The sequence below is a fragment of the Nonomuraea sp. JJY05 genome, assembly GCF_043496855.1.
Taxonomy (GTDB): Bacteria; Actinomycetota; Actinomycetes; order Streptosporangiales; family Streptosporangiaceae; genus Nonomuraea.
This window is the reverse complement of record NZ_JBIEIS010000050.1, coordinates 65581-92167: the sequence shown is the minus strand read 5'-3', so window position 1 is coordinate 92167 and position 26587 is coordinate 65581. Positions and strand designations below refer to the sequence as shown.

The window sequence follows — 26587 nt, the reverse complement described above, 5'->3', positions numbered from 1 at the left end:
CTCCACGCTGCTGCTGCAGGAACGGCTGATCGCGCTGATCGGCGAAGACGTCCGCGGTCAGGCGCTGGGCCTGCACGTCACCGGCATGAAGGCGATGCAGGCGGCCGGCGCCACGCTGGCCGGCCTGGTCGCGCAATATCTGCCCGCGGGTGCGGCGATGGCCGTGATGGCGGTGGCCTCGCTCGCTGTCACCGCGCTGCTCAGCCCCGCCCTGCGCCTGTCGTCGAACGGGACCCTGCCGCCCGGACCACACCCGGCCCCTGCGCCGGCACTGGCCGAACGCTCCTGAACCACCCCTGAGAAACAACAATGAGAGGAATAACCGTGGAATCATACGAGGTCACCAAGGTTCTGAACCGACCGCTCAGCCGCGAACTGCTGGCCCGCGACGTGGCCCGCCTGGCCTATGTCGCCAAGGACGGCACACCCCGCAACATCCCGATCATCTTTGCCTGGAACGGCACGGAGATCGTCGTGTGCACCCCGAAGAACTCGCCGAAGCTGGCGGGGCTGCGCGAGAACCCGATGGTCGCCCTGACGATCGACACCGAAGTGCACCCGCCCAAGATCCTGCTCATCCGCGGCCGGGCCGAGCTGGACTTCGTCGATGGCATCCCGGACGAATACCTCCAGACGACCAGTACCTACGAGATGACACCCGAGCAACGGGTCGAGTGGGAGGCGGAGATACGTTCCCTCTACCACGACGGCATGGTCCGGATCGTCGTGACCCCGACCTGGGCGAAGCTGATCGACTTCGAGACCACCCTGCCGAGCGCGGTCGAGGAACTCATCCGCCGGCGAGCCGAACGTCAGTCCGCCTGAGCGCCCGCACGAGAATCCACGCGCGGTTCCGTACGCGTAAACAAGAGCCGACAGATACGCGAAAGGCACAGTCAGTCGTGAGAAAGCTCATAGTCCAGCAGTGGGTCACCGTGGACAACATCGCCGCTGAGGAGGACGGCGGGCTCAGCTTCGTCTCCGCCGAGTCCTTTTCCAAAACCAATGACATAGCGTTCAAGGAACGCGTGATGGGGTTCGTCGACGCGGTCGACACGCTGGTCCTCGGCGCGAACACCTACACCCAGTCCACGGGTTGGGCAACCGCCGAGGACCAGGGCGAATACGGCGAGAAGCTCAACAACCTCACCAAGTTCGTCGCCTCCTCCAAACTGGAAAAGGCGCCCTGGGGAGACTTTCCCGCCGCGACCGTGACGCGCGACCCGGCCGCCACCGTCCGGGAGCTCAAGCAGCAGGGCGGCAAGGACATCTGGCTGTGGGGCAGCTTGACGCTCATGAACTCCCTGCTGAAGGCCGGACTCGTCGACGAGGTCACCCTGCTGGTCTGCCCGGTCTCACGCGGCAAGGGAAGGCGCGTTTTCGAGGATCGGCAGGACCTGAAGCTGATCGAGGCCACCTCGTTCGACAGCGGCGTGGCAGTTCTGCGCTACGAGATCACCAAATAACCGGAACGTTCTACAGCCACCTCATCGCTCAACTCGGGCCTGCGTCTGCCGAACGGGACGCCGCCGCCCAGACCACAACCGACCACTGCGCAAGCAGTGGCCGAACGCCCCTGAACCGACGCTGAGAAACAATGAGAGGAATCACCGTGCACTCGAACCGCGTGACCGGAGGAGTCGATGCTGGGATGACGGCAGAGCGATCGATGCCCACACAGGACGACGTGCTCGGGTATTTCAACACGCTGTCGAACTGGGGACGGTGGGGGGACGACGACGAGCTCGGCACTCTCAACCACATCACCGACGACGTCCGGCTGGCGGCGGCGCGGGCCGTGCGCCACGGCAGGAGCGTGTCGTGCGCGTGGGAGGTCGCCGTGCCGGAGGAGATGGAGCGGTCGACGACGACGTGCCCGTGCGCCGCCGACATGCCGGGTGCCGAGAACATGCCGCTGCCCGGATTCCGCAACGACCGGCACTGGGGCTATTCGAACGAGCGGCTCGGCATCATGTTCCACGGCAACACCGTCACCCACGTCGACTCGCCGTGCCACATCTTCTGGGACGGCACGATGTACAACGGGCGGTCGCACTCGCTGGTCGACGCCACGACGGGATCGGCGTGGGCGTCCGTCACGGCGGCGGCGAACGGGATCATCACGCGCGGTGTCCTGCTGGACATCGCGAGCGCGCGGGATGTGCCGTGGTTGGAACCGGGGCAGGGGGTGTATCCCGACGATCTTGAGGAGGCCGAGCGTCGCCAGGGCGTGCGGGTGCGACCCGGCGATGCGGTACTCCTGCGGACCGGCTATGGTCGCGTCCGGCACGAGACCGGTGCGTCCAGCGGTTTCACGCAGGCTGGCTGGCACGCGTCCTGCCTGCCGTGGCTGCATGAACGGGAGGTCGCGCTGATCGGCGCTGACACCCCCCAGGACGTTCAACCGTCGGGGTACGAAGACGTGTTGATGCCCGTTCACGCCGTGAGCCTCGTCGCGATGGGTCTGTGGATGCTCGACAACTGCGACCTGGAGGCGTGCGCGACGACGGCTGCCGAGCTCGGCCAGTGGGACTTCCAGCTCGCAGTCGCGCCGGTCCGCTTCGCCGGCACGTCCGGCAGCCCGGTCAACCCGATCGCCACATTCTGACCGCGATTCACGAGCCGGTGCGACGCCATGAAGGAGCCGGCCCGCACCTGGAACGCGGTCGTGGTCGATGAGAACACGCCGTGCTGGTCGGGAACCAGGCGGCGGACGAGACGGAGACCGCAGCCGCTCTGATCGGCACCGTGGTGATCGTGCTGGAAGGCCTCCGGCCCGAGCTCCCGCCGCGGCGGCGGCCTGCAGATCCAGCGCTACCTCGACGTCCGCCTCATCTCTCCCCAGCCGCCGGCCATGTCAACACCGCCGTGCAGATGTTGCCGTCGAGCAGACCGGCGCTCGCTCGGGGCGTGGCGCGTTAGGGGAGAACCTGTCGACGCGGAGCACGGCGACCTCGCCCTACAGGTCGAGTGGCGGTTGTTTCATAGGCACCACCTATGAAACAACGCTTTCGGCTGGGCACGTCCAGGGCGAACGCTGTTTCATGAGTCGGTGCAAACGGGTGGCCGTCTGAAACACTCCTATGAAACGATCTCAGGTGTCCGTTCTCAGAAATCATGTCGGATGACCATGCGGTGAGCTGGCTTGCGACAAGTAGATGGAGACGACCAACGCGGTCGTAGCGCGGGCTGTTGCGTCAGCAAGATACGACGTATCTCGATCTCCCAAGGATCATGTCAACGGTCGGTGCCCGTGAGCTGGACTTCGACAGGTATAGCGAGACTGGGTGGGTCAGGATTCTCGGTGATGCTGGCGGACATGGTGCCTCAAATGGTGCTGGCGGGATCACCACAACCGGTCCCACCCACAAGGTCGCCCGCCTGAAAGGCGGTGACCGTGAGTCACCGCCTTGCAGGCACCGCCGGCTTTGGTCTGGACCTGTACACCGGATCGCGGCTAGAAGCCGACACCCGCCCATAAGCGCGGGCTCAAGAGACGGCCGGAAAGTTAGGAGCGAGTGAAGAGCCAGAGCCGTTACTCATATCCCATGGCCGGGATGACCTTGCCGAGTGCTTCTTCGATGAACTCGCGGGTTTCGTCGTCGAATTGGTCGTTGCGGTTCGTCAGCTTGTGCGACTGAAACGTTGAAGGGGTGGCGAAGTCGTCGACGTCGAGCCGTTCGAACAGGGCGCGGCGCTGCCCGGGCCAGTCGGCTGCGAGGTCTTCTGCTTTCACCTCGATGTATCGCCTGCCCGTCAGTCGACCGTGTCCTTCCAGGTGAGCCATCGGTGGTAGACCGGCTTGAGGTAGGCGAGCACGCCGTCGACGGTGGGCGGTGCCCATGGCTGGGCCAGGTGGGATGCGAGTACTGCGACCGGATGGCGCTTGATGTGAACGATGGTGGCTTCGGGGACGAGTTCCCACAGGAAGTCCATGCACAGTAGGTTGAACGGTGTCTTCTCGCACCAGGTCGGCTTGCCCGCGTCCGCGGCTGCTCCGCCGAACATGGTGTCGATCAGGCCCCGCAAGATTCCGAGCAGTTCGCCCCGGTCGCTGAAATACCTGGGAAGTACCCGCCGGCGGCTCGGCGGCTCGAACGGCCCGACAGGCCGGTCGGCGCTCCCGAAGCCTTCCGCGGGCGCAGGTTCGTCGTATGTGTCCGCGATCAGCTGCGGCCAGAGCTGTTGCACCGCGTCGCGGTAGCGCCGCTCGCCGACCAGCTCGGGAACGGTTTTGCCGCGATCGTCGCGCCGGCCGGGCACTCGTACGGTGAGGAAGTCGCTCAGCCGGTGCAGGGCGTCCTCACCGACGGTGGGGTCGTATCGATCGGTGAGCGCGTCGGCCAGGTCCCGCAGGCCGCCCGGGTCGATGAGGAACTTGGTCTCCATGGGAATCCGATGGATCAGCGGATGTTCGCCGATGATGTCGGCGATCCGTGACGTTCCCGAACGACCCGTACCTGCCACGAAAATCGGTGAGGGGGAAGGCATGGCGAGCAGTCAAACTCTCAGCCCGGCGCCTGTGCAAGCCCTTTATCCCCGTCATCCGCTGCTACGGGCCGGACCCGGCCCTCACCGCCAGGGCTGGCCTGGGCGTGCACCCGCCGCGCGAGTGCGCCGCATCCTCACACGCTGATGCACTGATCTCGGCAGATCCGCACGCGCAGCGCATAAAGGAGCACTGCCATCGACACACACAGCGTGACCGTGAGCCGGCGCGACAAGGCCGACCCCTCCTAGGGCGCGTATTGGGTCGTGATCAACTGGTGGTCCGGGTGAGGTCCTTGACCCAGATCATTGAGGCGCGCAGATGGAGGCCGGCGAGGTAGCTGCCCGGGGTCTTGTCGTATCGAGTGGCGACGCCTCGCCAGGCCTTGAGCTTGTTGATCAGGCGCTCGACGGTGTTCCTCTCCTTGTAGAGGCCAGCGTCGTGGCTGACAGGCCGACCGCCCGCGCAGCCCTTCTTCTTCCGGTTGGCGGCCTGGTCTCTCTTCTGCGGGATCACTGCCTTGATACCGCGTCTGCGCAGGTGGGCCCGGTTACCGCGGGAGGAGTAGGCCTTGTCGGCGGCGACCGCGTCCGGCCGGGTGCGGGGGCGGCCGACGGGGGCGGCCGACGGGGGCGCGGACCCGTATCTTCCCCAGCACGGGGATGAACTGCGGGCTGTCGGCGGCCTGGCCTGCGGTCAGCACGAACGCCAGTGGGCGGCACTTGCGGTCGGCGGCCAGATGAACCTTACTGGTCTGCCCGCCCCTGGAGCGTCCCAGCAGGGCGGCCTTCAGCCGGAGTTTTCGCCGGCGCCGGATGCGTCGTCGCGCCTCCCGCTCGGGATCGATCTCGGCGTCCTGTCCGTCTTGTTCTTCGCCACTGCCCCCTTTGACCTGGCCTTCTCCGCCTCGGCAGCTGCCTTCTCCAGTACGCCGAGGATGTCCTCGCCCAGGTGCATCCCGGCCGCGTCGTGGTGAGCACGCGCGGTGGTGGAGTCGATGCCGACCAGGGACAGGTCCACATCACCCCGCTTCGCAGCTTCCGCGATCAGGCCCTCCAGCAGGGCCTCGAAGACGCCGGCGTCACGCCATTGCCGGAAGCGGTTGTGGACGGTCGACCAGGCACCGAACTCCTGCGGCATCTCCCGCCACTGTCCGCCGGTCCTGAACCGCCAGATCACACCTTCGAACTGCTGCCGTAACCGCTCGGGATACGGGCCGTACTCGCCGATCGGCAGGTACGGCCCGATGAACTCCCACTCCGCGTCCGACAGTTGCACTCGCGTCACGCAACAAGACCTACCGGTCCAGGCCTCACCATGAGGGCGAATCGACAGATTGATCACGACCCAATACGCGCCCTAGGAATGTCCTGAAGATCTTGGCGGTCTGGCCAGGCGGAGTTTCGGGATTCAGACTCGGGTCATGATGGGCCGTCGGAGGGCGCCGGCCGGGCCCGAGGTATGGGCCGTATGCCGGGACATGATTCCGGCCGGGAGCGTGTTCGCATTCCTGGCCGAACACCGGCGGGCGTTGTTCCCGCCGGAGGCGTTTGCGGACATGTACGCGCCGGTCAACGGGCGTCCGTCAGTGCCGCCCAGCCTGCTGGCGACGGTGGTGGTGCTGCAGGCGCTGCATGGATTATCCGATGAGGAGGCGGTGGCCGCGCTGCGGTTCGATCTGCGGTGGAAGGCCGCCTGCGGGCTGGGCCTGTATGACCAGGGCTTCGATCCGTCGCTGCTGACCTACTTCCGGCGTCGGCTGGCCCGCTCACCGGACCCGGACCGGATCTTTCAGGCCGCCCGCACCGTGGTGGAACAGACCGGGGTACTGGCGGGCCGGACGCGACGGGCGCTGGATTCGGCGGTGCTGCTGGACGCGGTCGCCACCCAGGACACCATCACCCAGCTGATCGCCGCGATCCGCCGGGGGGCCCGCCAGGTGCCCGGCGCGAGCGTGTTGGTCGCGGCGCACTGTCACGCCCACGACTACACCGACCTCGGCAAACCGAAGATCGCCTGGGACGATGAGCAAGCTAAGAACGCCCTGGTGAGCGGCCTGGTGACGGATGCGCTCACCCTGCTGGACCAACTGGCCGGCCAGGACCTGGACGAGCCGGCCGCAGGCGCGGTCGGTCTGCTGGCTTTGATCGCCGGCCAAGACGTCGAGCCCGCCGACGCCTCCGACGGCACCGATGGACGGTGGCGGATCGCCCGCCGCACCGCCCGCCGCACCGCCCCCGACCGGATCATCTCCACCGTCGATGCGCAGGCCCGCCACATCCACAAGAGCGGCCGGCAGCGTGACGACGGCTACAAGGCTCACCTGGCCGTCGAGCCGGAGACCGGACTGTTCACCGCCGTCGCATTACGCCCCGGTGCCGGCGCCGCCCATCACGAGGCCGCTGTTACCCCTGGCCTGCTCGCCGCCGAGCGCGGAGTGCTGCAGATTCTGGCCGATGCCGCCTACGCCGCCGCCGAGTTGCGCGCCACTCTCACCGACGCCGGGCACCGGCTGCTGATCAAGCCACCCGCGCTCAAGCCCGCCGTGCCGGGCGGGTTCACCCTGGACGACTTCGTCATCGACACCGGCGTCGGCACGGTCACCTACCCCGCTGGGCACACCATCCCGCTTGCCGCGACCGGGGGCCTCTACCAGCAGCGCCGTGCCACCTTCACCGGGCTGTGCGCCGCTTGCCCTCTGCGTGATCGGTGCACCACCGCTAAGACCGGCCGTGTGGTGACGATCCGCCCGCACCATGATCTGCAGGCCGCCGCTCGCCACCAGGCCGCCACCGATCCCGCCTGGCAGGAGGACTACCGGCGCTGGCGGCCCATGGTCGAACGCGCCGTGGCTTGGCTGGTCGCCCGCGGCAACCGGCGCCTGCGCTACCGCGGCGCCTACGCCAACGACCGCTGGCTCCACCACCGCGCCGCCGCTCTCAACCTCCGCCGCCTGATCAACCTCGGACTCACCCACACCAGCGGCATCTGGACTCTCAAACCGATCACTACATAGCAACAGGGTGAGCCAGCTCATGCCGACCCACCCATCAAGATCTTCAGGACATTCCTAGGACGACGGTGGTTTCTGAGAGCGACTCTTCTTGCACTCTCATGCTCCATCGATGAGTCTGAGCTTGAGTTCTTGGTCGGTGGCGAGGGTGAGGAGTTCGTCGTCGTGGCTGATGAGGAGTACGACGACGCCTTCGCCGGCGAGATCGCGCATGACCTGAGTGATGGAGTGCAGGTGGCGGCGGTCGACGCCGGAGCTGGGTTCGTCGAACACGACGATCCGGCGGGCACTGAGCCGCGCCGCCGCGACGACGAGGCGTTGCTGCTGGCCGCCGGAGAGGGACAGCGGGTGGCGGCTGCTGAGGGGTTCGAGGTCGAGGTCGCGTAGGAGGGCGCGGGAGCGCTCGTCTTCCGGCGCAGCATCTCCGGATGCGTCGAGCCGGAGTTCGGCGCCGACGCTATCGGTGAACAGCTGCCGTTGCACGTCCTGCATGACGATGGCGCTGACGCGCTGGCGGTGCGTGCGGCTGAGCCGGCGCCCGTCAAGGAGCACCTCGCCGTCGTGACGTTGCAGTCCGGTGAGGATGCGCGCGAGGGTGCTCTTGCCGGCGCCGTTCGGGCCGGTGACCGCGGTGACCGTTCCGGCGGGCAGGTAGGCTTCCCGGATGTCGAGCACGCGGCGGCCGTGGAAAGCGCAGCGGACGTCGCGCAGGGTCACACCGGCCCCTGCGTTCGCGAGGACTCCCGCTGAGGGGGTGTCGCCGTCGATGCTGGGCCCGTGCGCACAGGCACGGGGAGGCACCGGGCGAGGGACCGGGGCGAGACTGCGGAGTCCTTCCGCGGAGAGAGTGTCGTCGTCGAGGGCGGCGAACTCCTCGCCCCGCCATACCGCGTCGACGCGGCCCGCGCGCAGGGCGACGACCCGGTCGGCGATGCCGCGCAGGAAATGCAGGCGGTGCTCGGCGATGACGATGGTCGCTCCGTCGGCGCGGAGCCGGGCGAGCGTGGCGGTGAAGCGTTCGATCGCGGCGGCCGACAGGTTCGAGGTGGGCTCGTCGAACAGCAGCACGGGCGGGCGGTGGGCGGCCGCGGCGGCACAGGCGACCTGTTGCTGCTGGCCGCCGGACAGCTCCTGCAGCCGCCGGTCGGTGAGGCCACGCAGGCGATGTTCGTCGATGACGGTGGTGACGCGTTCTCTGATGCGTTCGGGGGGCTCGCCGAAGTTCTCCAGTGCGAAGGCGAGCTCGGCCTCGGCCTCGTCGGTGAAGAACTGGCGGCGGGGATGCTGGAGCACGGTGCCGGTACGGCGGCCGAGCCGATCGAGCGACAGGTCGGCGACGGCCTGTCCGTCGAGGTGCACGGTGCCCTCGAGCCGGCCCTCGTGGAAGTGAGGGATGAGGCCGTTCATGAGCCGGAGGGCGGTGCTCTTGCCGGATCCGCTGGGCCCGCACAGCACGACCGTCTCCCCGGGCCGCACGTGCAGGGTGAGACCGTCGAGGGTGGGGGCGTCGGCGCCGGAGTAGGTCCAGCGCACCCCGTCGATCCGGATCACCACAGCACCGTTGCCGTGGCCAGCGCAGCCACGACGAGCACGGCGGCGAGGTCGGCGACGCCCAGGCGTGGCGGGTGCATGGCGGTGGGACGCGTGGCCGAGCCGAGCCCGCGCAGCAGGGCCGCGGCGGACAGATCGTCGGCCACGCGCAGGCTCGAGGCGATGAGCGGAACCGTGAAGCGCTCGATGCTCAGCACCGGGTGGCGCAGCATGCCGCCCCATCCGCCGATCCCGCGCAGCCGCATGGCGTCGTACACGGCGCGGGCCTCGGCGATGATCGTCGGCAGGAAGCGCAACATCACGGCCGCGGACACGGTGATGGCCCGGGGCACACGCGCGGCACGTAGCGCGGCGGTGAGCTCGGTGGGCGAGGTCGTGGACATCAGGTGCAGGGCGATGCCGCCGATGGCGACGAAGCGGACCAGGTACGCGGCCATGGTGGCGACGACGCCGACGGCGGGATGCGGCATGGCCACCGGCAGGAGATAGGCGACGGCCGCGACGCCGGAGGCGCCGATCGGCAGGGCGATGGCGCGGACCCAGGCGCCTTCGTTGAGCGCGAGCAGCACCCCGAGGACAAGAGCCGCGGGGATGAACGACGCTCCGTCCGGCGCCATGACGACCAGGCTCGCCGCGAGCACGAGCAGCGCCTTCGTCCGCGGGTCCAGCCGGAGCGCCGGGCGGGAGCGGGGCGCCGCGGCGGCTCCCTCCCGCACCGCCACCGGGGTGGTGGTCACGCCAGTCCTGCCTTCTCGAAGTGCTTGCGCATCAGCCGCAGACCGAGGAGCCCGCCGAGCAGGCCGAAGACGATCGTGGCCACATCGAACGCGAGCAGCACCGCCGGGGAGAGTAGCGCCTGCATCTGGCTTACGTAGTCGGCTCCCATCATCTGCATCGAGGGGCCGGAGAAGTAGGCTTCACGGTCATAGAAGATCGGCATCATCGGGCCGACGTACCAGGCGGAGTAGACGGCGTAGGCGAGCACGCTCAGGCGGCGGGAGCGGTACCGGCCCGCCCAGACGATCGCCTCAGCGACCAGCGCGCAGCCGAGGCTGATCAGGAAGCTGATCAGCGGATGCCCGGTGAGCATGAGGATCCCCGCGGTGACGATCGCGAAGATCGTGACCATGCCCGCGTGGTTCACGCGGGTGAGGAAGAGCATGAACGGGATCCCTCCCGCCACGATGCTCGCGACGAGGGCGACCAGCATGACGGCCGGGTTGAGGAAGCCGAACATGTTGATCCCGAACACGACGACGAGGTAGAGGGCGCCGAAGACGCCGATGTTGATGAGGTCCTTCGGGCTCATGCGCACGTCGAGGCGGCGCTGAGCCGGGATGCTCGTGGTCACGCGGTTCCCTTCGAGGCGAGTTGCCAGCCGCGGGCGCGCAGGCGCTCGGTCCAAAAGCGCGCGTACGTGCTCCCGGCGGCGAGCAGGGCGTCGTGGTCGCCCTGCTCGGTGATCCGTCCCCGGTCGAGGACGAGGATGCGGTCGGCGGCGACCACGGTGGACAGGCGGTGGGCGACGACGATGACGGTGCGGTCGCGGGCGAGCTCGGCGATCGCGTCGGCGACGGCGGCCTCGTTGGCCGGGTCGAGTGCGGCGGTAGCTTCATCCAGCAGCACGATGGGGGCGTCCTTGAGCAGGGCGCGGGCGATCGAGACGCGCTGCTTCTCCCCTCCGGACAGGGTGGATCCGGCCTCGCCGACGCGGGTGTGCCAGCCGTCGGACAGGCGTTCGATGACCTCGTCGAGCCGGGCGATGCGGGCCACCCGGTCGAGGTCGGCGTCGCTCGCGTCCGGGGCGGCCATGCGGAGGTTGTCGGCGATCGTGCCCTCGAACAGGTAGACGTCCTGGAACACCTGGGCCGTCAGCCGCGAGACCCCGGCGCTGCCGAGCTCTCGGACATCTTGGCCGCCGATGCGGACCGCGCCTGCGTCGACGTCGAAGAAGCGGCTGATGAGCTTGAGCAGGGTGCTCTTGCCCGAGCCGGACGGGCCGACGATGGCGGTGAAGCTGCCGGCGGGGATCTCCGCGTCGATGCCGTCGATCACGGTGGGGCCGTCGTCGTAGCCGAAGCGCACGCCGCGCAGTTCGATGCCGGCGCCGGCCGGTTCGGCGGGCTGGGCCGGCTCGGGCAGCGGCGGCACGGCAAGCAGCCGCCGTACCCGGCCGATGGCATCGGCGTTGACCTGTACGAGGCCGGCCAGCTCCCCGAGCTGCGAGATCGGCTCCAGCATGCGCAGAGTGATGATGAGCACGCCTATCGTGACCGCGAGAGCGATCGTGCCGTTCACCGTCAGGGCGACCGTGAGCGCGATGACGGCCGTGACGACGAGTTGCAGGGTACCGAAGAACGCGATCATCCCCCAGGCGCCGCGGATGGTCAGGCGCGATTGGGACCCCTGCTGGCGGACCAGGGACTCCTCAAGCGTGCCGAGCTCGGGCCGGTCGAGAACGCCGTAGGCGCGCAGGGTCGGCTGCTGGCGGGCGTACTCGACGATGCGGGACGCGCTCACGCCGATGTCGTGCTCGTAGTCGTCGTCGTTACGGCGCACGATCACCATGAGCAGCCGCAGCGCCAGCGCACACAGCGCCGCTCCAGTGGCGAAGGCGACGCCGATCCGCCAGTCGAGCAGGAAGCTGCCGACGATCATGGTGGCCGGGGCGGTCAGGCCGGCGGTGACGTGACGCAGCAGGTGTGCCGGGATGTTGGCGACATCCATGGTGCCCTTGCCGAGCATCCGCCCGATAGGTCCGGTCCGGTCGGCGCGGAACCAGCCGATCGGCAGCGTCGCGAGGTGGTTGCCGATCCGCTCGTGGAAGCTAGTGAGCACGTCCGTGCCGACGAGGTAGCCCAGCGACGTGCTCCAGGCCAGTAGCACGTGGTGAGCGGCGACCGCGGCGGCGATCGCCCCGAGCCAGAGCCAGAGGCGGCCCCAGTCGACGGGCGGGCTGGTGAGGGTCGCGACCAGCGGGACCACGAACAAGAAGCCCAGTCCCTGCAGCACTCCCTGCCCGGCCTGGGCGGCGAGCATGATGCGCAGATGCCGGCGGCCGGGCTGATCAAGCAGCTCGAACAGGTATCGGATCATGGCGATCATCAGTGCGCCTCCACCCTGTCCACGGCGTCCGTCCGCGCCTGCTGGTCGTGCTGCCACAGCTGCGCGTAGAGTCCCTGGCTGGCCAGCAGCTCCTCGTGCCGGCCCTGTTCCACTACGCGGCCCGCGTCGAGCACGATGATCCGGTCGGCGTTGCGAATGGTGCTCAACCGGTGCGCGATCACCAGCACGGTACGGTCCCGCGCGACCTCGCTGAGCGCGTCCTGGATGCGCGCCTCGTTCTCCGGATCAGCGCTCGCCGTCGCCTCGTCAAGCACCAGCACCGGCCGGTCGGCCAGGATCGCCCGTGCGATGCATACCCGCTGCCGCTCACCTCCGGACAACTCCGCGTCCTCGCCGACCACGGAGTCCAGCCCGCGCGGCAGATCCTGGAGCCGCTCCAGGATCTGCGCCTTGCCGGCCGCCGCGCGGACGGCCTCGTCATCGGCGTCCGGGCGCGCGAGGCGGATGTTGTCCCGGATGCTCATGCGCAGCAGTGCCGAGTCTTGGAACACGAAGGCCACGTGCCGGTACAGCTCGGCGGGATCGATGCTGCGCAGATCGACGCCGTACAGCTCCACCGAGCCCTGCTGTGGGTCGTCGAATCGGGGAAGCAGTTTGGCCAGGGTGGACTTGCCGGACCCGGACGGGCCGACGAGCGCGGTCACCGTGCCCCGTTCGAGCTCCAGGTCGACGCCGTCCAGCGCGACCGTGTCGCCATAGGCGAACCCGACTTCGCGCATCCGGACCACCGGACCGGGAGCGTCCGCGTCCGGCAGGACCGGATCCACTGGCACGGGCAGCTCCGGGGCAGCCAGCACCTCACGGATGCCGCGAGCCACACTCAGCGCGGTGACCAGCGGATGGATCGACATCATGACCGTCATCAGACCCGCGGTCGTGACTGTCCCGAACACCAGGAACGCGATGAAGCTCGCCAGCGGCAACTGGCCCGCGGCGGTGAGTATGCCTCCCGCGCTCGCCAGGACGACCAGCACGCTGGGCGGCGAGAGGAGGATCTCTGCGATGACGCTGGCGACGGTCGTCGACTTTGCCCAGGCCAGGAAGAAGTGGGCGAAGCTTCGCGACACTTCCTGGAACCGGCGGCTGGCCATGCCTGGGGTCCCGAACGCCTTGACGACCGCGATCCCGTTGACGAACTCGACCGCGGCGCCGCTCAGCCTGGTCAGCCACGCCATGAACTCCGGATACTTCGTCCCCGCGCCGGCCATCGCCCGCTGGTACACGATCAGGCCGACGACCAGCGGAAGCAGACTCACCAACGCCATCCGCCAGTCGACGACGAGCAGATACGCGATGGCGACCACGGGCGGGACCGCGGCGGCCGTGATCTCCACCACGGAGTGGGCGATGAGCTGATGAAGCGCGGCGACGTCGTCCTCGACCGTCTTCTTCACAGTGCCGGAGTTGCGGTCGGTGAACCAGCCGAGGGGGAGCCTGCGCAGCTTACCGAGCAGTTCCCGGCGGATGCGGAACGACACCCGGATATCCGCCAGGTGCGTCAGCACCCCCGCGCCGAAGGTGCCGAGCTGCTTGACGGCCAGGGCGACGAGCGCGACGACGATGATCGGCCACACCTCCGTGTCGCCCTTCAGCACCCGGCGGCTGATCTCGACGACCGCCACCAACGGCGCCATTCCCGCGAACGCGCTGACACCGGTGAGGATGCCGCACCCGATGAGGGTGGCACGGGCTGGAGCCAGCACCGAAGGAGCCCGCTGCGCCGATGGGAGCGAGGATATGGACATGCAGCACCCTTCACAACAGAACGGCCGGAGTAAATACCAAAACGATAATGATTTTCACTTCTGTCTGCGGACACTAGCGTACTAAGTACGCACCGGCAAGGGGTGAGCGTCCGCGCTCCGAACGAGCACGAGAGAGATCACCACAGCGGCGAGCGCGGCGCCCGCGGCCACCAGACACGTCACACCCAGCGCCCCGGTGAGGGCCTCCCGGGCGGCCTGCCGCGCCGGCTCGCTCACCAGATCGAACCGACCCGCCGCCACGGCGGCCCCATGCTCCGGCAACTCGGCACCGATCCGCGAAGTGAAGATCGCGCCGAAGGTGGCGACGCCCGCGGCCGTGCCGAGCGGGAAGAAAGTGTTCGACAGGCCGGACGCCATCCCGGCACGCTCGGCGGGCACCAGGTCGAGCGTCACGCCCAGCAGCGGCGGGAAGGCCAGCGCCCCGCCGACGCCGAGCAGGATCAGCCCCGGCAGGGCGACCAGCCAGGAACTGTCGGCCCGGATCCCTGCCATCAACACGAAGGCCAGCGCCACCAGGGAGAACCCCGCCGCCATCAGCCGCGAGGCCGGGACGCGCCGTGCCAGGCGCCCCGCCATCGGGGCAACGATGAGGATCGGCAACGTCATAGCCAGCAGTCGCAGTCCCGTTTCCAGCGGCGAATGGCCGAGCATGCCCTGCAGCCACAGGATCAAGAAGGGCAGGATGCCGAAGCTGGTAACCCTGGCCAGGAAGGTCAGCAGCACCGCACCGGTGAAGGACGGGATGCGGAACAACCGCACATCGAGGACCGCGTGCGGGCGGCGCGCCTCCACCGTCACGAAGGCGGCCAGCAGCAGAGCCCCAGCCCCCAGCGCGGCCAGCACCCACGGCGAATCCCAGCCCCCCTCCGGCCCGGCGATGAGGGCGTAGTTGAGCGAGAAGAGCATGCTGACGGCGAGCACCGCGCCAGCCACGTCGATCCTTCCCACCGGCGCCTCCCTGACCGGTTCACGCAGCCGTACCAGCCCGCCGATCACCAGGACGAGCCCTACCGGCACGTTGATCCAGAAGATCCACCGCCAACCGAGCGTGTCAGTCAGGACGCCCCCAGCCAGCGGGCCGAGCCCGGCGGCCGCAGCACCGGCGGCCGAGAAAGCGCCGATTGCGCCCTGGCGCGCCCGGCCGGGCGGGTAGGCCCCGGCGAGCAACGCCATGGCGGTGCCCATGACCATGGCGCCGCCCACCCCTTGGGCGATGCGGAAGGCCACCAGGGCGGCCGGGCTCCAGGCCAGCCCGCAGGCCGCGGAGGCGGCGGTGAACAGGAACACCCCGGCAGTGAAAATCGCCCGGCGGCCGACGCGGTCGGAGATCGAACCGGCGATGAGCAGCAGGGCGGAGAAGGCGAGGCTGTAACCGTTGATCACCCACTGAAGGCCGTCCAGCCGGGCGGACAACTCAGTGGCGATCTGCGGGAGCGCCACGTTGACGATCGTGATGTCGAGGGTGAGGAGCACCGCAGCCAGGCAGACGAGGGCCAGGGTCCACCCGGCCCGTCGGGACTCAGTCATGCGTACAAAGTACACACAAGTAAGGCAAACCTAAATAGCCTGATCGAAGGTGGGTGAATCAGCGCTGAGCCAGTACCCCGACGAAGGCGCGCAGGCTGTTCAAAAACGCGGCCTGATGATCGAAAGCACGAACCGCATGCAACGCCCGCGCCGGATCGTCGACCCCCTTGACGAGAAGTTCTTCCCGTGCGGCCCGCCGCTCCGGCGCGACGGACGGCAGGTAGGACAGGTGGCCCAGGACAAACCACCACAGAGCCGCATAGGCATCCGTCGCCCGGTCGTCGTCCAGCCCGAGCTCACCGAAGCGCTCCAGAGTCCAGGAGAACAAGGTCGCGGCACGCGGGGCGAACAGCTCGCCCTGGCGCAGGATCTCCACCACCCACACGTGCCGGGCGAGGTAGGCATCCACCGCGGCGAAAGCCGTCACGATCCGCTCCTGTGGTGTGCCATCCTCACCGGGAAGCGGCGGCAACCCCTGGGCCACGTCCTCCAGCAAGGCGAGGATCAGCTCGCGCTTGTCCTTGACGTGCCGGTACAGGGCCATCGGTGTGGCACCGAGCTCGGCCGCGACCCGGCGGATGGTCAGTCCGCCCACCCCTTCGGACTCGGCCACCCGCCGCCCCGCGGCCACGACCACCCCCCGGGTGAGGAACTGCCGACGTCCGCTGGTGGCCACGGCACCACTGTAGAGCCACCTCCACGGAGCCCGAAGACACGATGGCGCAGAGGTTGGCCGGATCCGCCGCGCGCCGGCACGCGGCGGTATGGCTAGCGCACGGCCACGAGGACCACGTCGTCCCCCGTCTGCCAGACGGTGCCGATCTCGCGGAATCCTGCCTCGTGCAGCAGCTCGGTGTGTTCGCGCACCGAGAGATGGTGGTCCTGTCCGCCCTCGCCGATCTTTCTGGTCCGCTCGGAGAGAAGATCGGCCAGCGCGGGGTCCGCCTCGACGGCCCGCCACCAGGAGCCCCAGTCCTCGTTGTCGAGCCTGGAGCGGCCTCTCCTGACCACAGCGGCCAGCTCGGCGATCGAAGGCTGTTCGTCGTAGAGGTTGTCGGCGTTGACGAAGACCGCGCCGGGGCGCATCACGTGAGCGAGTTGCCGGTACAGCCCGGCGAGGAGGCTCGCGGGGAAATAGTGCAGGGCGGTCGTGGACATCGCGGCATCCAGCTTCCGGTCCAGGCCAAGCAGGTCCGTCCAGCCCGGAAGGCGCAGATCGGCCTCCACGAACCTGGTGACATGCCGATACCCGCTTCTCGCCAGTGCCAGCAGGAGCGGATCCATGTCCATGCCGATGATCTCGGCCGCGGGCAGGCGTTCGGCGATGCGCGCCGACAGCGAACCGGGACCGCAGCCCAGATCCACGATGAGCGGCTCGGCCACAGTGGAGGTGGCCTGGGCCAGCACGTCGCCGATCACGGCGAATCGCTCCTCACGATGGGCGATGTAGCGCTCTTGCTGAGCGTCCCACCGCGCCAGCCACTTCCGCGCTGATAGCTGGTCCATTTCAGTCCTTTCGTAAGCGGTGTACGGCTTGCGCCAGTAGAAAGAAGGTGACGAGGGTCAGCACGACCGTGGCGCCGGACGCCGGCCGTACGTGAGGGAGGCATGGTAGCTGACCTCCAGCCCCGCCCAGGCGGCGATGGCCGCCACGGAGGCGGCGAGCGGGACGATCAAGGGCAGCCGGTCGCTCAACAGCCGGGCGGTGGCGGCGGGCACGATGAGCAGAGCGATCACCAGCAGAGTGCCGACCGCCCTCGCCGCGGCGATGACGACCAGCGCGACCACCACGTTGAACAGCAGATCCAGCAGTCGTGACCGGTAGCCCTGCGCGCGGGCCGTCACCGGGTCGAAGGCCATGAGCACCAGCGGCCGCCAGCAGACGACGAGAACGGTCAGCACGATCGCGGCGAGCACGGCGGTCTCCACCAGCTGCGTGGCGCTGCAGAATGGCGGACTTGATGATTCCCCTCACCTCTTCCGACCCGCACCGCCTGGGACGGTACTGGCTGGTCGGCCGCCTCGGCGCGGGCGGTCAGGGCGTCGTCTACGAGGCGTACGGCGAGCCGGGCGAGCGGGTCGCGATCAAGATGCCCAGGTCCGAGGGCGCGCAGGCCCGGGCCAGGCTGGCCAAGGAGGCGGCGGCGGCCCAGCGGGTGGCCTCCTTCTGCACCGCTAAGGTGATCGAGGCGCAGGTCGAGGCGGCCCCGCTGTACATCGTCAGCGAGTACGTCCCCGGCCGCAGCCTGCGGCAAGGTCGTGGCCGAGTCGGGCCCCTACCAGGGCGACCGGCTGCGCCGCCTGGCCGTCGGCGTGGCGACCGCGCTGACCGCCATCCACCAGGCCGGCATCGTCCACCGCGACCTCAAGCCGGACAACATCATCCTCAGCCCCGACGGCCCCCGGGTGATCGACTTCGGCGTCGCCAGAGAGGCCGGGCCCACCACGATCGGTCCGATCATGGGCTCGCCGAACTACATGCCGCCGGAGGTGTTCGACGGGCGCGCCGTGACCGAGGCGGCCGACCTGTGGGCGTGGGGCCTGGTCGTGCTGTTCGCGGCCAGGGGGGGCTGACGCGATCGAGCCCGGCGACCCGATGGTGGTCATCGGGCGGCTGCTCGACTTCAACCCGGACGTGGCCGGGCTGCCCGAACCGCTCGGCTCCCTCGTGGCGGCCGCCCTGTCCGGGAACGCCGCCGACCGGCCGGCCGCCAAGGAGGTGCTGTGGCGGATGATCTACGAACGAGATTCTCACCCCCAACATTGAGGACCTCGATCTGGCCTTCTGCCCCGCCCCCCGTCCGCTCCAAGGGCGGCACCATCGAGTACGTGCACGGGGCCACCACCGGACGCGGCCGCTTGTCCTACCTCCGCGCCGAGTACCTGTTCAAGACCGCCACTGCCGAGCTCGACCCGCACCGCGAGGGCTGGACGCTGCACCAGCTTCGCCACAGCGCTCCAGCACCTGTCCAGCCTCGGCCGCTACGTCCGCCTGGGGGAGGAGACCTCCGCCCGGCCTCACCGCCGAGCACCACGCCGCCGCCCGACGACGCAGGCGCTGAGACCAAGCGCCGCCAGCACGCGGTGTGTTTCTGGCGTACTCCGGCAGCACCCTTTGGTGGGTTGTTCGACGGAGGGGCTCGGCTGGGGTTAAGACGCACGGGCGAAGCCCGTTCCTTCTCGAGATGTTTGCGGGAGCGGTTGGCACAAACGCCCGCTCCCGCCTCCTAAGAAATCTACTAAGTAAAGGCCGCGGGATAAGAGAAAATCACACTTCAAGAATCGCAAGGGCACGGGCTTCGCCCGTACGTCATTCAAGACCAAGGGCTTGCCTGGGCAGCCGACCGGACGGCGGTTGTCCGAGCCCGCCACCCAGTTCAAGCAGAGGTGAGACGCGGGCGGGCAGATGGTGCCACCCGGCTGCGTCAAGCCGCCCTGCGCGGTGCGGATCTGGGCTATTGCTTGTGTGCTCGGATCACCGGGCAGGGCCACATGACGGCGGCGGCCAGTATTTGGGCAATGGTGTTGGGGTCGATTGGAGGCTGATCGGACGAGCTTGTCACCGGTCATTTCCCGATTCAGCAAGCGGCCGCGGGCCGGGCGGTAGGGCCGTCTGGGCTGAGGATGGGAATGCGGTTTGCCCGCCCCCGGGCCTCTTGGAGGTCGGGCGCGGGGGAGTGCGGTCGCCGATGGTGCCCGGCCCAGAGACGCACGCGGACGCACGGCAGAGGCCCGGAGCCCACGCCGTCATAGAGCGGGCGACCCGAGCGAGCACATCATCGTGCAGGTGTTGAAGCGGAAACCGCAGGCATCGACCGGCGTGAGGATGTTGCGCTCCCGGTCGGCTCGGGATGCCCGGAATCGCGCGCTGTGGTGGGGGCATGGCCTTGGCAGTACCCGTTGGCGACGATCAGCCGTCCTCGGGTGGTGGTGTAGGCAGCGGGGTGCGTGGCGGGGGTCACGCCTTGGCATGTTGGGCAGATGTCTGGCTGGTCGGCTGTCATGAACGCCCTTTCACAGACGTGGAGTGAAACGGTGAGGGACACGCTCTGGATCCACGGCTTCTGTCCAAGCAACGATAGCCGGGTGTCCCGCTGGACAACTCGCCGGGTCTTCGTTCGGCGGGTTGTCCGGGGGAGCCCCTGGCGACCCTCGCTCAGCGCCCGCTGCGGCGTTCGCTGCCGGATGTGGACGCGTGGGCTGCCGTTTCTGCAGGTCGGCACAGCGTGAAAGGCTCGACGCCGGGGAGATAGCGCAACCATTCAGCGGCGGTGAGTGTACGGCCCGCGCGTGCGCATACGGCCGCGGCCACGTGTCGCTCGTTCACGTCGAGTACGCGCACGGTGCCGTCGAGGGCGGCGGTGTGGAGTTTCGTGCCGTCTTGCGAGAACACCACCCACCCGTCGCCGATCTCGTCCAGGTTCTGTTTGCCGTCGAAGACGAGGCCCAGTGGTTGCCGGTTCGGCACGTCCCACAATCGCACGCGCAGGCCTTTCTCGTACGAGGCGATCGTGTGCCCGTCGGGTGACCAGGCGAGCAGGGCGGCGCGGCTGTCGGGCACCGCGGGGAACTGGGCGATCGGGGTCCTGACGTCGCTGTCCCATAAGGTGAGCCGGTCGGGACCGGCGAAGGCCACCTGACGGCCGTCCGGGCTGAAGGCGAAGGGGCCGTCGAGCCGGCCGGCCCCTGTCGCGGGAGGGCGGGTGGCGCCGGTCGCGGGGTTGATGAGCTGGAACGGCTTTCCGGTCACCAGCAGCCGTCCGTCGGGACGGAAGGTGAGGTGACGCGCGCCGCGTCCGGTCGTCGCCCGTATGGCTCTTTGTTCGAGGTCCCACAGCTCGATGTGGCCGGGCTCTCCTTCGCGTGACACGGCCAGGGTGCGGCCGTCGGGGCTGAAGGCCAGGGCCTGTGTGCCCCGACTGTCGCCTTTCAGCTTGAGCCTGGCGGTCACCTCGCGCCTGGTCAGGTCCATGATGGTGATCCCGTTGCCGTCGGCCAGGGCGAGACGGCGGCCGTGGACGTCGAAGGTCGCTGTGGCCCCTCTGCCCGACCAGGCGACCGGCGCGATCAGTGGCCGGCCCGTCGCTGTATCCCTGACTTCGATTGTTTCCATGTTGACCTCGGTCACCAGGCGCGCGGAGGGGGCCAGTTCCACGCTCATTCCGTGGCCGGAGGTGATCGGCCGGTCGAACGCCATCGCGACATCCTCGGTGTAGACGGTGCCGTGGTCGTTCAGGTAGCGGATGGCTCGGCCGGCGAGGTCGAAGCGGGGCTGGGACACGAAGTCGGGCATGGCCCGCTGGTACGCCGTGCTGAAGCCGGAGCGCCGCTGCATCCTCAGGGTGCCTCGCCCGGCCCAAGTGGCGATGAACGCGTCGCCGAAGGCGAAGGCCGCGTTCGTGGCGAAATCGCTTTTTTCGTCTGTCACCTCCGTTCCGGACGGCAGTTCGAACAGGCGCAGCCTGCTCTGCTCGGCTGAAGGCAGGACCTCGACGGTCATCAGCATCTTGCCGTCGTCGCTGAAGGCGACGTCGTTGGTGACGCCTCCGTTCTGGAGGGTCCGCGGTATGCGCGTGCGCTTGCCGTGGCGGAGGTCCCACAGTTCCGCTGTGGTGCCGTTGGTGGCGTAACCGTAGCGGCCGTCCCTGCTGATCGCGTTGATCGCGGTTCCCGAGGGGGTGGTGAGTCGCTTGCGCGTGGTGATGTCCCACCATTCCCGCAGGGTTCTTCCGGGGATGGCCAGATAGTGTCCGGATCTGTCGAAGCTCAGGACGCCGTTCCACGGGTCACTGCTTCTGTGCGGGATGGGATCGCCGAGTGGCCGGCCGGTCCGGGTGTCCCACAGTTGTGCGGTTCTGCTGTCCGCGAGCGCCAGGCTGTGCCCGTCGGGAGCGAGCGCGGCTTCGCGTATGCCCGTGCCCACGCCTGTGAGGGTGCCGATCCGCCGTTTGGCGGGTACGTCCCAGATCCTGGCCGTGCCGCCGCTCACCGACACGAGCGTGCGGCCGTCGTGGCCGAGCGCCTGCACCGTGTCGGCCGTGTAGTCGGGGTCGGCGAAGACGGAGGTCGTGCTCTGGGAGAGGGAGTCATAGAGCGAGCCTCGAGCCTCCGGCAGTCCCGGGCTCAGCCGCCAGCCGGCCACGCTCAACAGCATCGCGGCCTGGGGGTCGTTCTGCCGCATGTCGGCGGCGCGCAGCGCGAGCGCCTGCGCCAGCGCGTTGTCACGCTGCCTGTTTGACTCCCTGCGCAGGTATTCGGCGCTGCCGAGCCCGCCGAGTGCGGCTACGAGCAGTACGGCGAGCACTGCCGCGGCGGCGACCCGCCTGCGGGCGGTACGCCGGGCCAGCGCCGCACTCGCCTGGACGAAGTCTCGTTCTACCGGCGTGAGATCGCCACGGTCGCCGGGCTCGAGGAAGAGTTTGTCGGCGACGGCCAGCCGGCTGCCCCGGTACAGCAGCCCGGCTTCCCGGTTCTGCGCCTGCCAGGCCTGGGCCGCCTCGGTCAACTGCCGATGCGCGCGTAGCCGGTCGCGCCCTTCGTCCACCCAGCCGCGCAACCGCGGCCATGACTCGATCAGCGCCTCATGCGCCAGCTGCACGTCGTGCTGATGCAGCGTGATCAGCCGGGCCGCGGCCAGCTGCTCGATGACCAGCGCGGTGTCGGCCTGCCCGTACGGGTCCAGTTCCGCCCGGGCGGCGGGCCGGCGCGTGTCCTGGGCCTGCTCGCCCGGCTGGATCAGCCTGAGCAGTACCCGCCGGGCGATCACCGCCTGGGTGGGTGTCAGGCCGGAGTAGAGTTCCTCCGCGCTGTGGCTGATCGCTCCCTGGATTCTGCCCACGCTCTCGTAGTCGTCCAGGGTCAGCATTTTGCCCGTTCGGCGGCGCCAGACCTCGCGCAGCGCGTGGGACATCAGTGGCAGTGCGGCGGGCTCGTCGGCGACGTCGGCGATGATCGCCGCTGTCAGCGCTCGCTCCAGGGTCAAGCCTTCGGCCATGGCGGGTCGGACGATCGCTTCTCTGAGCTCGTCGGGGTGCATCGGCCCCACCAGCAGGTTGGCCTCGCGCAGGGCTGTGGTGAGCGTGCGGTGTTCGGCGCAGCGGCCGTAGAAGTCGGCGCGCACCGCGATCACCGTCCGCATGCGGCTCTGCGCCTCCCGCGCGCTGAGCAGCAGGTCGATGAACCGCGTCCGCTCGCGTGGGTCCCGGCAGAGCGTGAACACCTCCTCGAACTGGTCGATCACGATCAGCGTGTCGGAGCCGTCCTTGCCTGGGAGAAACCGATCGGCGTGTTCCATCGGATGCTCGCCCGGAGTCAAGACCAGGCTCTGCCCGAAAGGTTCGCCCGAGTGCGGCGTCTGCCCGCGTGCGGCAGGCACGAGTCCGGCCCGTAACAAGGACGATTTGCCGCTGCCGGAAGGGCCGAACACCGCGGCGAACCGATGCCGTGACAGCAGTTCGTGCAATTCTTCGACGAGCCGTTCCCGTCCGAAGAAGCGACCGCGATCATGCGTGTCGTACGACGCCAGGCCCAGGTAGGGGCCGGCGGCACCGTCCTGGCCCGCTCTTTCCTGGGCCAGTTCCTGGGTCACCTGCTGCCAGCGGCGTTCCCATGCCGAGACGTCGCCGCCGCAGGTTTGCACGAACGCCAGGACGACGGGCAGGGAGGCCAGCCGTTCACCTGCCGCCGCCTGCGACAGCGTGGTGACCGAATAGCCCGCGCGTTTGGCCATGGCCCGATAGGTGGGGCCGCCCGCTTCCTGGCGCAGCTTGCGTAACTCGGAGGCGAAGCGTTGCACCGGTCCGGCAGCCGGGTCCACCGGCCTTTCGCGACGACCTGCCATCGTTACGAGGTTCCCTTCGCTGCGGGAGAGGAGCCGCTCGCCGAGAAAAGCATTGTTTGCCTGTCTGATCAGGGGTGCCGAACAATTTCCGCCGCCATGATCCTGGTGCCATCGGCTCGGGTGGGCAACCGGTCGCGGGACCGCTCGCTCCTGGGAACCGCCGGGCCGTTCGCACGGACGTGTGATCAGCTCGGCCCATTCGCAGGGCGGTGCTGTTGGTCTCATCCCCGGCCGAGGAAGGACATCTATGCCTACGAGCTCCAAGATCGCCGCCGTGGTGGTGGCTGCCGTGACTCTGCTGTGGCTGCCGCCCGCTGTGCCGGCACATGCCGCCGTGGCCTCTGCCGGGCCTGGCCGGGCTTACGTCAACGGCGCCACCGGCATGTGCCTGGCCGTGGGCCGGGGTGAGGTGAAGGCCGGCAAGCCGGTGATCCAGTGGCCCTGTATCGGGAGCAAGTCGCAGCGCTGGATCTACCGGGCCGATCGGCGGCTCGTGAACGCCAAGACCGGGCTGTGCCTGGCCATCGGGCGGGGAGAGAAGAAGCCGGGCAAGACCGCGATCCAGTGGCCGTGCACAGACGGCGGCCTGGCGCAGGAGTGGAGCTACGACGGGCGACGGCTGCGCAACGGGGCCACCGGCATGTGCCTGGCCATCGGGAACGGTGAGAAGCGCCGGGGCAAGAACGCGATCCAGTGGCCCTGCAAGATCTCCGCTGCGCAGGCCTGGCTCCGGCGTTGACCGTTCAGTCCGTATGCCCTGCTCAGGGCCACTCGGAACGGGTAGTGGCACGGCCTGCCCAGCTGTGGCGCCGAAGCAGTTGCTTCCCGCCCACCGGCTCGACACGTGTCCGGTCGCCGATGACGTCGGGCTGCGGGCCGCTCGCTGCAAGCGGTCCGCAAGCGCGCGGAAACGGCTCTTCGGGATAGTCACTGTTCGTGAGCGTGATCGTCCTCGACCCCAGCCTCCCTGAGGGGCACCGCCGGCTGATGGCCACCCGACCGGAGCTCCTGCCGCCTGCTCCCGAGCGGCCCGCCTGGGGCGGGCGGACGTCCGGTGACGTCCTGACCGCCCTGCCTCAGTCGGCGCTGTGGGGTTTCCTGCCTCTTGTCGTCGGCCTGGTCCACCGTGGCCGGATCGTTCTCCTGGCCGGGCTGGTGCTGCAGGCGGCCGTGCTCGGTGTCTGGATCCGGTACGGCTTCACGGCCTTCTTCCTCGCCGGACTGGCCGTGCAGGCGATGGCCTTGCTCGTGCTCCTGGCGCTGGCGGGGGAGTCGCCCGTGGCGGGCTACGGCCGCCGCCATCGCGGCAGGTACGTGACCGCCTCGATGCTGGAGCCGCTGGACGCCGCGCTGCTGGAGCGGACCGTGGCCGCCACCGCGACGGTCCTGCGGTCCAGGCTCGATCGGGACGGCCTGCTCGACGGCATCGCCAACCGGGTGATCCTGCCCCGCCAGGAGTGGGAGATCGCCGAGACGTTGACCGAGCTGACCCGGTTGCGGCGCGAGCAGGCGGGCGCGCGGTCGGGACGTGTCACCGAGCGCATCTCCACCATGCTCGAATCCCAGGAGGAGGCGCTCAAAGTGGCGACCCGCGCCCTGGCCCGGCGCATCTCCTGCCTGGAGGAGTACGCGCGGCGCACCGAGGAGGCCGAGGAGGTGTACGCCGAGTGGCGGACCCTGCAGGATCTGGCAGATGACGGCGACGCCTACCGCGAGCTGCTGTCCAGGACCGTACGCGACGATCTGGCGGCCGGCGAGGTCGGTGAGCTGTCCGAGCGCGCCGGGCGGCTCGAGGCGTCCCTGCGCGAGAGCGTCGAGCAGGCCCGGCTCGCTGGCCTCACTCTGATCCCCCGGGAGGGCTGAGCCCATGCCGCACACTTCCGACCGCATGAAGCGGCTCATGGCGCCGTTCCCGAAGTGGGTCCCGCTCCTCGGCTCCGCGGTCCTCCTCGCCGAACTCGTCATCGGCCTCCCCATGGCCGCCGGCGGCGGATCCGCCCGGGAGCCCCGTGCGATGCCGACCCCGTCCCCGAGCGTGACGGCCGTTCCGCCGAGTCCTGTGGCCGCCGCGCCGACGCCCACCCCGACCCCCGCCCTTGCGACAGCCACCCCGTCCCCGAGCGGGCTCGAGGTCACGAGGATCGAAGAGGGGACAGTCGTCAAGCTCCGCCGCCGGCCGGGTCAGGGCTCGTCCGTGATCGGCAGGGTGACCGACCCCAGGACCGGCCTGTCGTTCGCCGAGCTGGGCTCCCCGTGGCGGCGGAGCCGTCCGATCGGCGACGGCCCCATCAAGGACGGCCGCTACAACCTCCGCCAGACGCTGCTGACCGAGACCTACGGCACGGACGACGATCGCGAGTGGTGGGCCGACATCGACTCCCAGCAGCTGTGGTCCGACCTCGACGCCGGCGACAGTCTCTACGACGCCGCCCGGGCGATGCTGGACTACAAGCAGGGCAACGCGTTCCCCTCCGGGACGAAGGGCCGTGACATCGCCTCGCAGCCGGTACGGCGGGGCTGGCTGCTGGCCCGGATGATCCAGATGCCGCCGAGCCCGGACGGCCGCAAGGCCAGGCAGGAGCTGTCGGTCGCCATCGCGGTCGACACGGGACGTCCCCGGCCCGCGGTCCTGTGGATCACCATTCCCGACACGCACCGGCGCCTGTGGCCGGACGTCGACACGCTGGTGAGGTCCCTCAAGATCGTTCCCCGGCGCTGAGCACCGGCCCGCGCCACCCTGTCCGGGGATGTCGGGGTAGTTCTGGCCGACTCGCGAATGCTGCACCCGCTCGGTGACGATCAGCCTGGCACCGGCGCTGTCCTGTTACCGATCAGTGGCGGGGCTGGTCACCCGAGCCGGTTGCCTTCGTGCGCCGGGCGGTCGCGCTTTTGGCCTGTAGTTCGGCCAGTTCGCGGGCGAGTTCGTCGCGCTCTTGCGTGATCTCGATGAGCTGGCGCCGCAGGTCGAGGATGAGGCGAATGGCCGGGAGCGTCATTCCCTGGTCCATCATGATCACGACCTGCTGGATGCGGCCGATCTCGTGGCGGCTGTATCGGCGCTGCCCGCCGATCGAGCGCTGGGGCGAGACCACCTGGTGGTCGTCGATGCGGCGCAGGAACGCCTGCTGCACTTGGAGCATCGCGGCTACCTGACCCACCGTGAACAGCGCCGCGTGCTCGTCGTCGAAGGGCAGGTTCATGGTCGTGTCTCCTGGCGCCGGTGGGGTGTGGGTAATGACGGGCGGCCCCGTCGCGGTGCCGTGCACCGCGACGGG

The 26587-nt window shown here is 69.2% G+C and carries 23 protein-coding genes and 2 pseudogenes; 10 read left to right on the top strand and 15 right to left on the bottom strand.

Going from position 1 to position 26587, the window contains the following annotated elements; genetic code table 11:
• The 4 genes and pseudogenes from ACFKCF_RS50755 to ACFKCF_RS50740 form a co-directional block, all read left to right on the top strand.
• Positions 1 to 289: pseudogene (locus ACFKCF_RS50755) on the top strand (hypothetical protein); the annotation flags it as partial.
• 35 nt (positions 290 to 324) lie between these two features.
• Positions 325 to 825, top strand: coding sequence for a pyridoxamine 5'-phosphate oxidase family protein (locus ACFKCF_RS50750; protein ID WP_394503142.1), 501 nt, complete (start codon positions 325 to 327; stop codon positions 823 to 825).
• A gap of 77 nt (positions 826 to 902) precedes the next feature.
• Complete coding sequence (locus tag ACFKCF_RS50745; RefSeq protein ID WP_394503140.1) at positions 903 to 1466, top strand: dihydrofolate reductase family protein; 564 nt, start codon at positions 903 to 905, stop codon at positions 1464 to 1466.
• 185 nt (positions 1467 to 1651) lie between these two features.
• Entirely contained in the window at positions 1652 to 2608 is a 957-nt protein-coding gene (locus ACFKCF_RS50740; RefSeq protein ID WP_394503138.1) for a cyclase family protein, read from the top strand.
• Positions 2609 to 3535: 927 nt separating this feature from the next.
• Here ACFKCF_RS50740 and ACFKCF_RS50735 read toward each other — a convergent pair.
• The 3 genes and pseudogenes from ACFKCF_RS50735 to ACFKCF_RS50725 all read right to left on the bottom strand — a co-directional run bounded on the left by ACFKCF_RS50735 (position 3536) and on the right by ACFKCF_RS50725 (position 5776).
• Positions 3536 to 3736 carry a hypothetical protein gene (locus tag ACFKCF_RS50735; RefSeq protein ID WP_394503136.1) on the bottom strand — a complete coding sequence of 67 codons (201 nt, stop codon included), beginning with the start codon at positions 3734 to 3736 and terminating at the stop codon, positions 3536 to 3538.
• A gap of 20 nt (positions 3737 to 3756) precedes the next feature.
• Entirely contained in the window at positions 3757 to 4389 is a 633-nt protein-coding gene (locus tag ACFKCF_RS50730; protein WP_394503134.1) for a sulfotransferase, read from the bottom strand.
• 370 nt (positions 4390 to 4759) lie between these two features.
• Positions 4760 to 5776: pseudogene (locus ACFKCF_RS50725) on the bottom strand (IS5 family transposase).
• 136 nt (positions 5777 to 5912) lie between these two features.
• Here ACFKCF_RS50725 and ACFKCF_RS50720 point away from each other — a divergent pair.
• Positions 5913 to 7505 (top strand): IS1182 family transposase, encoded by a 1593-nt coding sequence (locus ACFKCF_RS50720; protein WP_394503133.1) that lies wholly within the window; start codon positions 5913 to 5915, stop codon positions 7503 to 7505.
• 96 nt (positions 7506 to 7601) lie between these two features.
• On the opposite strand, the gene ACFKCF_RS50715 is transcribed toward ACFKCF_RS50720, so the two are convergent.
• The 10 genes from ACFKCF_RS50715 to ACFKCF_RS50670 all read right to left on the bottom strand — a co-directional run bounded on the left by ACFKCF_RS50715 (position 7602) and on the right by ACFKCF_RS50670 (position 17690).
• Positions 7602 to 9053 (bottom strand): ABC transporter ATP-binding protein, encoded by a 1452-nt coding sequence (locus ACFKCF_RS50715; RefSeq protein WP_394503131.1) that lies wholly within the window; start codon positions 9051 to 9053, stop codon positions 7602 to 7604.
• The gene (locus ACFKCF_RS50710; RefSeq protein ID WP_394503129.1) at positions 9050 to 9790 is read right to left on the bottom strand and encodes an energy-coupling factor transporter transmembrane component T; all 741 of its coding nucleotides are present in this window, start codon (positions 9788 to 9790) and stop codon (positions 9050 to 9052) included. The genes ACFKCF_RS50715 and ACFKCF_RS50710 overlap by 4 nt, the downstream gene beginning before the upstream one ends.
• Positions 9787 to 10404, bottom strand: a complete 618-nt coding sequence (locus ACFKCF_RS50705; protein ID WP_394503127.1) for an MptD family putative ECF transporter S component — start codon at positions 10402 to 10404, stop codon at positions 9787 to 9789. Before ACFKCF_RS50705 ends, ACFKCF_RS50710 begins: the two co-directional genes overlap by 4 nt.
• Entirely contained in the window at positions 10401 to 12158 is a 1758-nt protein-coding gene (locus tag ACFKCF_RS50700) for an ABC transporter ATP-binding protein (protein ID WP_394503125.1), read from the bottom strand. The genes ACFKCF_RS50705 and ACFKCF_RS50700 overlap by 4 nt, the downstream gene beginning before the upstream one ends.
• On the bottom strand, positions 12158 to 13924 hold the full coding sequence (locus ACFKCF_RS50695) for an ABC transporter ATP-binding protein (protein ID WP_394503123.1): 1767 nt from the start codon (positions 13922 to 13924) through the stop codon (positions 12158 to 12160). Before ACFKCF_RS50695 ends, ACFKCF_RS50700 begins: the two co-directional genes overlap by 1 nt.
• Before the next feature lie 81 nt (positions 13925 to 14005).
• Positions 14006 to 15472, bottom strand: coding sequence for an MFS transporter (locus tag ACFKCF_RS50690; RefSeq protein WP_394503121.1), 1467 nt, complete (start codon positions 15470 to 15472; stop codon positions 14006 to 14008).
• A gap of 58 nt (positions 15473 to 15530) precedes the next feature.
• The gene (locus ACFKCF_RS50685) at positions 15531 to 16148 is read right to left on the bottom strand and encodes a TetR/AcrR family transcriptional regulator (protein ID WP_394503119.1); all 618 of its coding nucleotides are present in this window, start codon (positions 16146 to 16148) and stop codon (positions 15531 to 15533) included.
• Between the two features lie 92 nt (positions 16149 to 16240).
• Positions 16241 to 16978, bottom strand: a complete 738-nt coding sequence (locus tag ACFKCF_RS50680; protein WP_394503117.1) for a class I SAM-dependent methyltransferase — start codon at positions 16976 to 16978, stop codon at positions 16241 to 16243.
• Between the two features lie 57 nt (positions 16979 to 17035).
• Positions 17036 to 17401 (bottom strand): metal ABC transporter permease, encoded by a 366-nt coding sequence (locus ACFKCF_RS50675; RefSeq protein WP_394503115.1) that lies wholly within the window; start codon positions 17399 to 17401, stop codon positions 17036 to 17038.
• Between the two features lie 118 nt (positions 17402 to 17519).
• Positions 17520 to 17690 carry a hypothetical protein gene (locus ACFKCF_RS50670; protein ID WP_394503113.1) on the bottom strand — a complete coding sequence of 57 codons (171 nt, stop codon included), beginning with the start codon at positions 17688 to 17690 and terminating at the stop codon, positions 17520 to 17522.
• Between the two features lie 41 nt (positions 17691 to 17731).
• Between ACFKCF_RS50670 and ACFKCF_RS50665 the strand changes: the two genes are divergently transcribed.
• Positions 17732 to 18046 carry a protein kinase gene (locus tag ACFKCF_RS50665; RefSeq protein ID WP_394503112.1) on the top strand — a complete coding sequence of 105 codons (315 nt, stop codon included), beginning with the start codon at positions 17732 to 17734 and terminating at the stop codon, positions 18044 to 18046.
• 22 nt (positions 18047 to 18068) lie between these two features.
• A complete protein-coding gene (locus ACFKCF_RS50660; protein ID WP_394503110.1) occupies positions 18069 to 18239 on the top strand; it encodes a hypothetical protein in 171 nt (56 codons plus the stop codon).
• Between the two features lie 1389 nt (positions 18240 to 19628).
• On the opposite strand, the gene ACFKCF_RS50655 is transcribed toward ACFKCF_RS50660, so the two are convergent.
• Complete coding sequence (locus ACFKCF_RS50655) at positions 19629 to 23312, bottom strand: hypothetical protein (RefSeq protein ID WP_394503108.1); 3684 nt, start codon at positions 23310 to 23312, stop codon at positions 19629 to 19631.
• Between the two features lie 247 nt (positions 23313 to 23559).
• On the opposite strand from ACFKCF_RS50655, the gene ACFKCF_RS50650 reads away from it, so the two are divergent.
• The 3 genes from ACFKCF_RS50650 (at position 23560) to ACFKCF_RS50640 (ending at position 26031) form a co-directional block, all read left to right on the top strand.
• Positions 23560 to 24051: an RICIN domain-containing protein gene (locus ACFKCF_RS50650; protein WP_394503106.1), complete on the top strand. Its 492-nt coding sequence runs from the start codon at positions 23560 to 23562 to the stop codon at positions 24049 to 24051.
• A 197-nt stretch (positions 24052 to 24248) separates the two neighbouring features.
• Positions 24249 to 25175, top strand: a complete 927-nt coding sequence (locus ACFKCF_RS50645; protein WP_394503105.1) for a hypothetical protein — start codon at positions 24249 to 24251, stop codon at positions 25173 to 25175.
• Between the two features lie 25 nt (positions 25176 to 25200).
• Positions 25201 to 26031 carry a hypothetical protein gene (locus ACFKCF_RS50640; RefSeq protein ID WP_394503104.1) on the top strand — a complete coding sequence of 277 codons (831 nt, stop codon included), beginning with the start codon at positions 25201 to 25203 and terminating at the stop codon, positions 26029 to 26031.
• Positions 26032 to 26143: 112 nt separating this feature from the next.
• Here ACFKCF_RS50640 and ACFKCF_RS50635 read toward each other — a convergent pair.
• Positions 26144 to 26587: MerR family transcriptional regulator (locus ACFKCF_RS50635; protein ID WP_394503103.1), on the bottom strand; the 444-nt coding region annotated here is incomplete at its 5' end.

Excerpts from the sequence above, each read along its gene's own strand:
- ACFKCF_RS50730 (WP_394503134.1), bottom strand. The coding sequence starts at position 4,389 with ATGGAGACCAAGTTCCTCATCGACCCGGGCGGCCTGCGGGACCTGGCC.
- ACFKCF_RS50660 (WP_394503110.1), top strand. The coding sequence starts at position 18,069 with ATGGTGGTCATCGGGCGGCTGCTCGACTTCAACCCGGACGTGGCCGGG.
- ACFKCF_RS50690 (WP_394503121.1), bottom strand. The coding sequence starts at position 15,472 with ATGACTGAGTCCCGACGGGCCGGGTGGACCCTGGCCCTCGTCTGCCTG.
- ACFKCF_RS50640 (WP_394503104.1), top strand. The coding sequence starts at position 25,201 with ATGAAGCGGCTCATGGCGCCGTTCCCGAAGTGGGTCCCGCTCCTCGGC.
- ACFKCF_RS50695 (WP_394503123.1), bottom strand. The coding sequence starts at position 13,924 with ATGTCCATATCCTCGCTCCCATCGGCGCAGCGGGCTCCTTCGGTGCTG.
- ACFKCF_RS50700 (WP_394503125.1), bottom strand. The coding sequence starts at position 12,158 with ATGATCGCCATGATCCGATACCTGTTCGAGCTGCTTGATCAGCCCGGC.
- ACFKCF_RS50720 (WP_394503133.1), top strand. The coding sequence starts at position 5,913 with ATGATGGGCCGTCGGAGGGCGCCGGCCGGGCCCGAGGTATGGGCCGTA.
- ACFKCF_RS50740 (WP_394503138.1), top strand. The coding sequence starts at position 1,652 with ATGACGGCAGAGCGATCGATGCCCACACAGGACGACGTGCTCGGGTAT.
- ACFKCF_RS50655 (WP_394503108.1), bottom strand. The coding sequence starts at position 23,312 with ATGGCAGGTCGTCGCGAAAGGCCGGTGGACCCGGCTGCCGGACCGGTG.
- ACFKCF_RS50670 (WP_394503113.1), bottom strand. The coding sequence starts at position 17,690 with ATGTACAGCGGGGCCGCCTCGACCTGCGCCTCGATCACCTTAGCGGTG.
- ACFKCF_RS50680 (WP_394503117.1), bottom strand. The coding sequence starts at position 16,978 with ATGGACCAGCTATCAGCGCGGAAGTGGCTGGCGCGGTGGGACGCTCAG.
- ACFKCF_RS50650 (WP_394503106.1), top strand. The coding sequence starts at position 23,560 with ATGCCTACGAGCTCCAAGATCGCCGCCGTGGTGGTGGCTGCCGTGACT.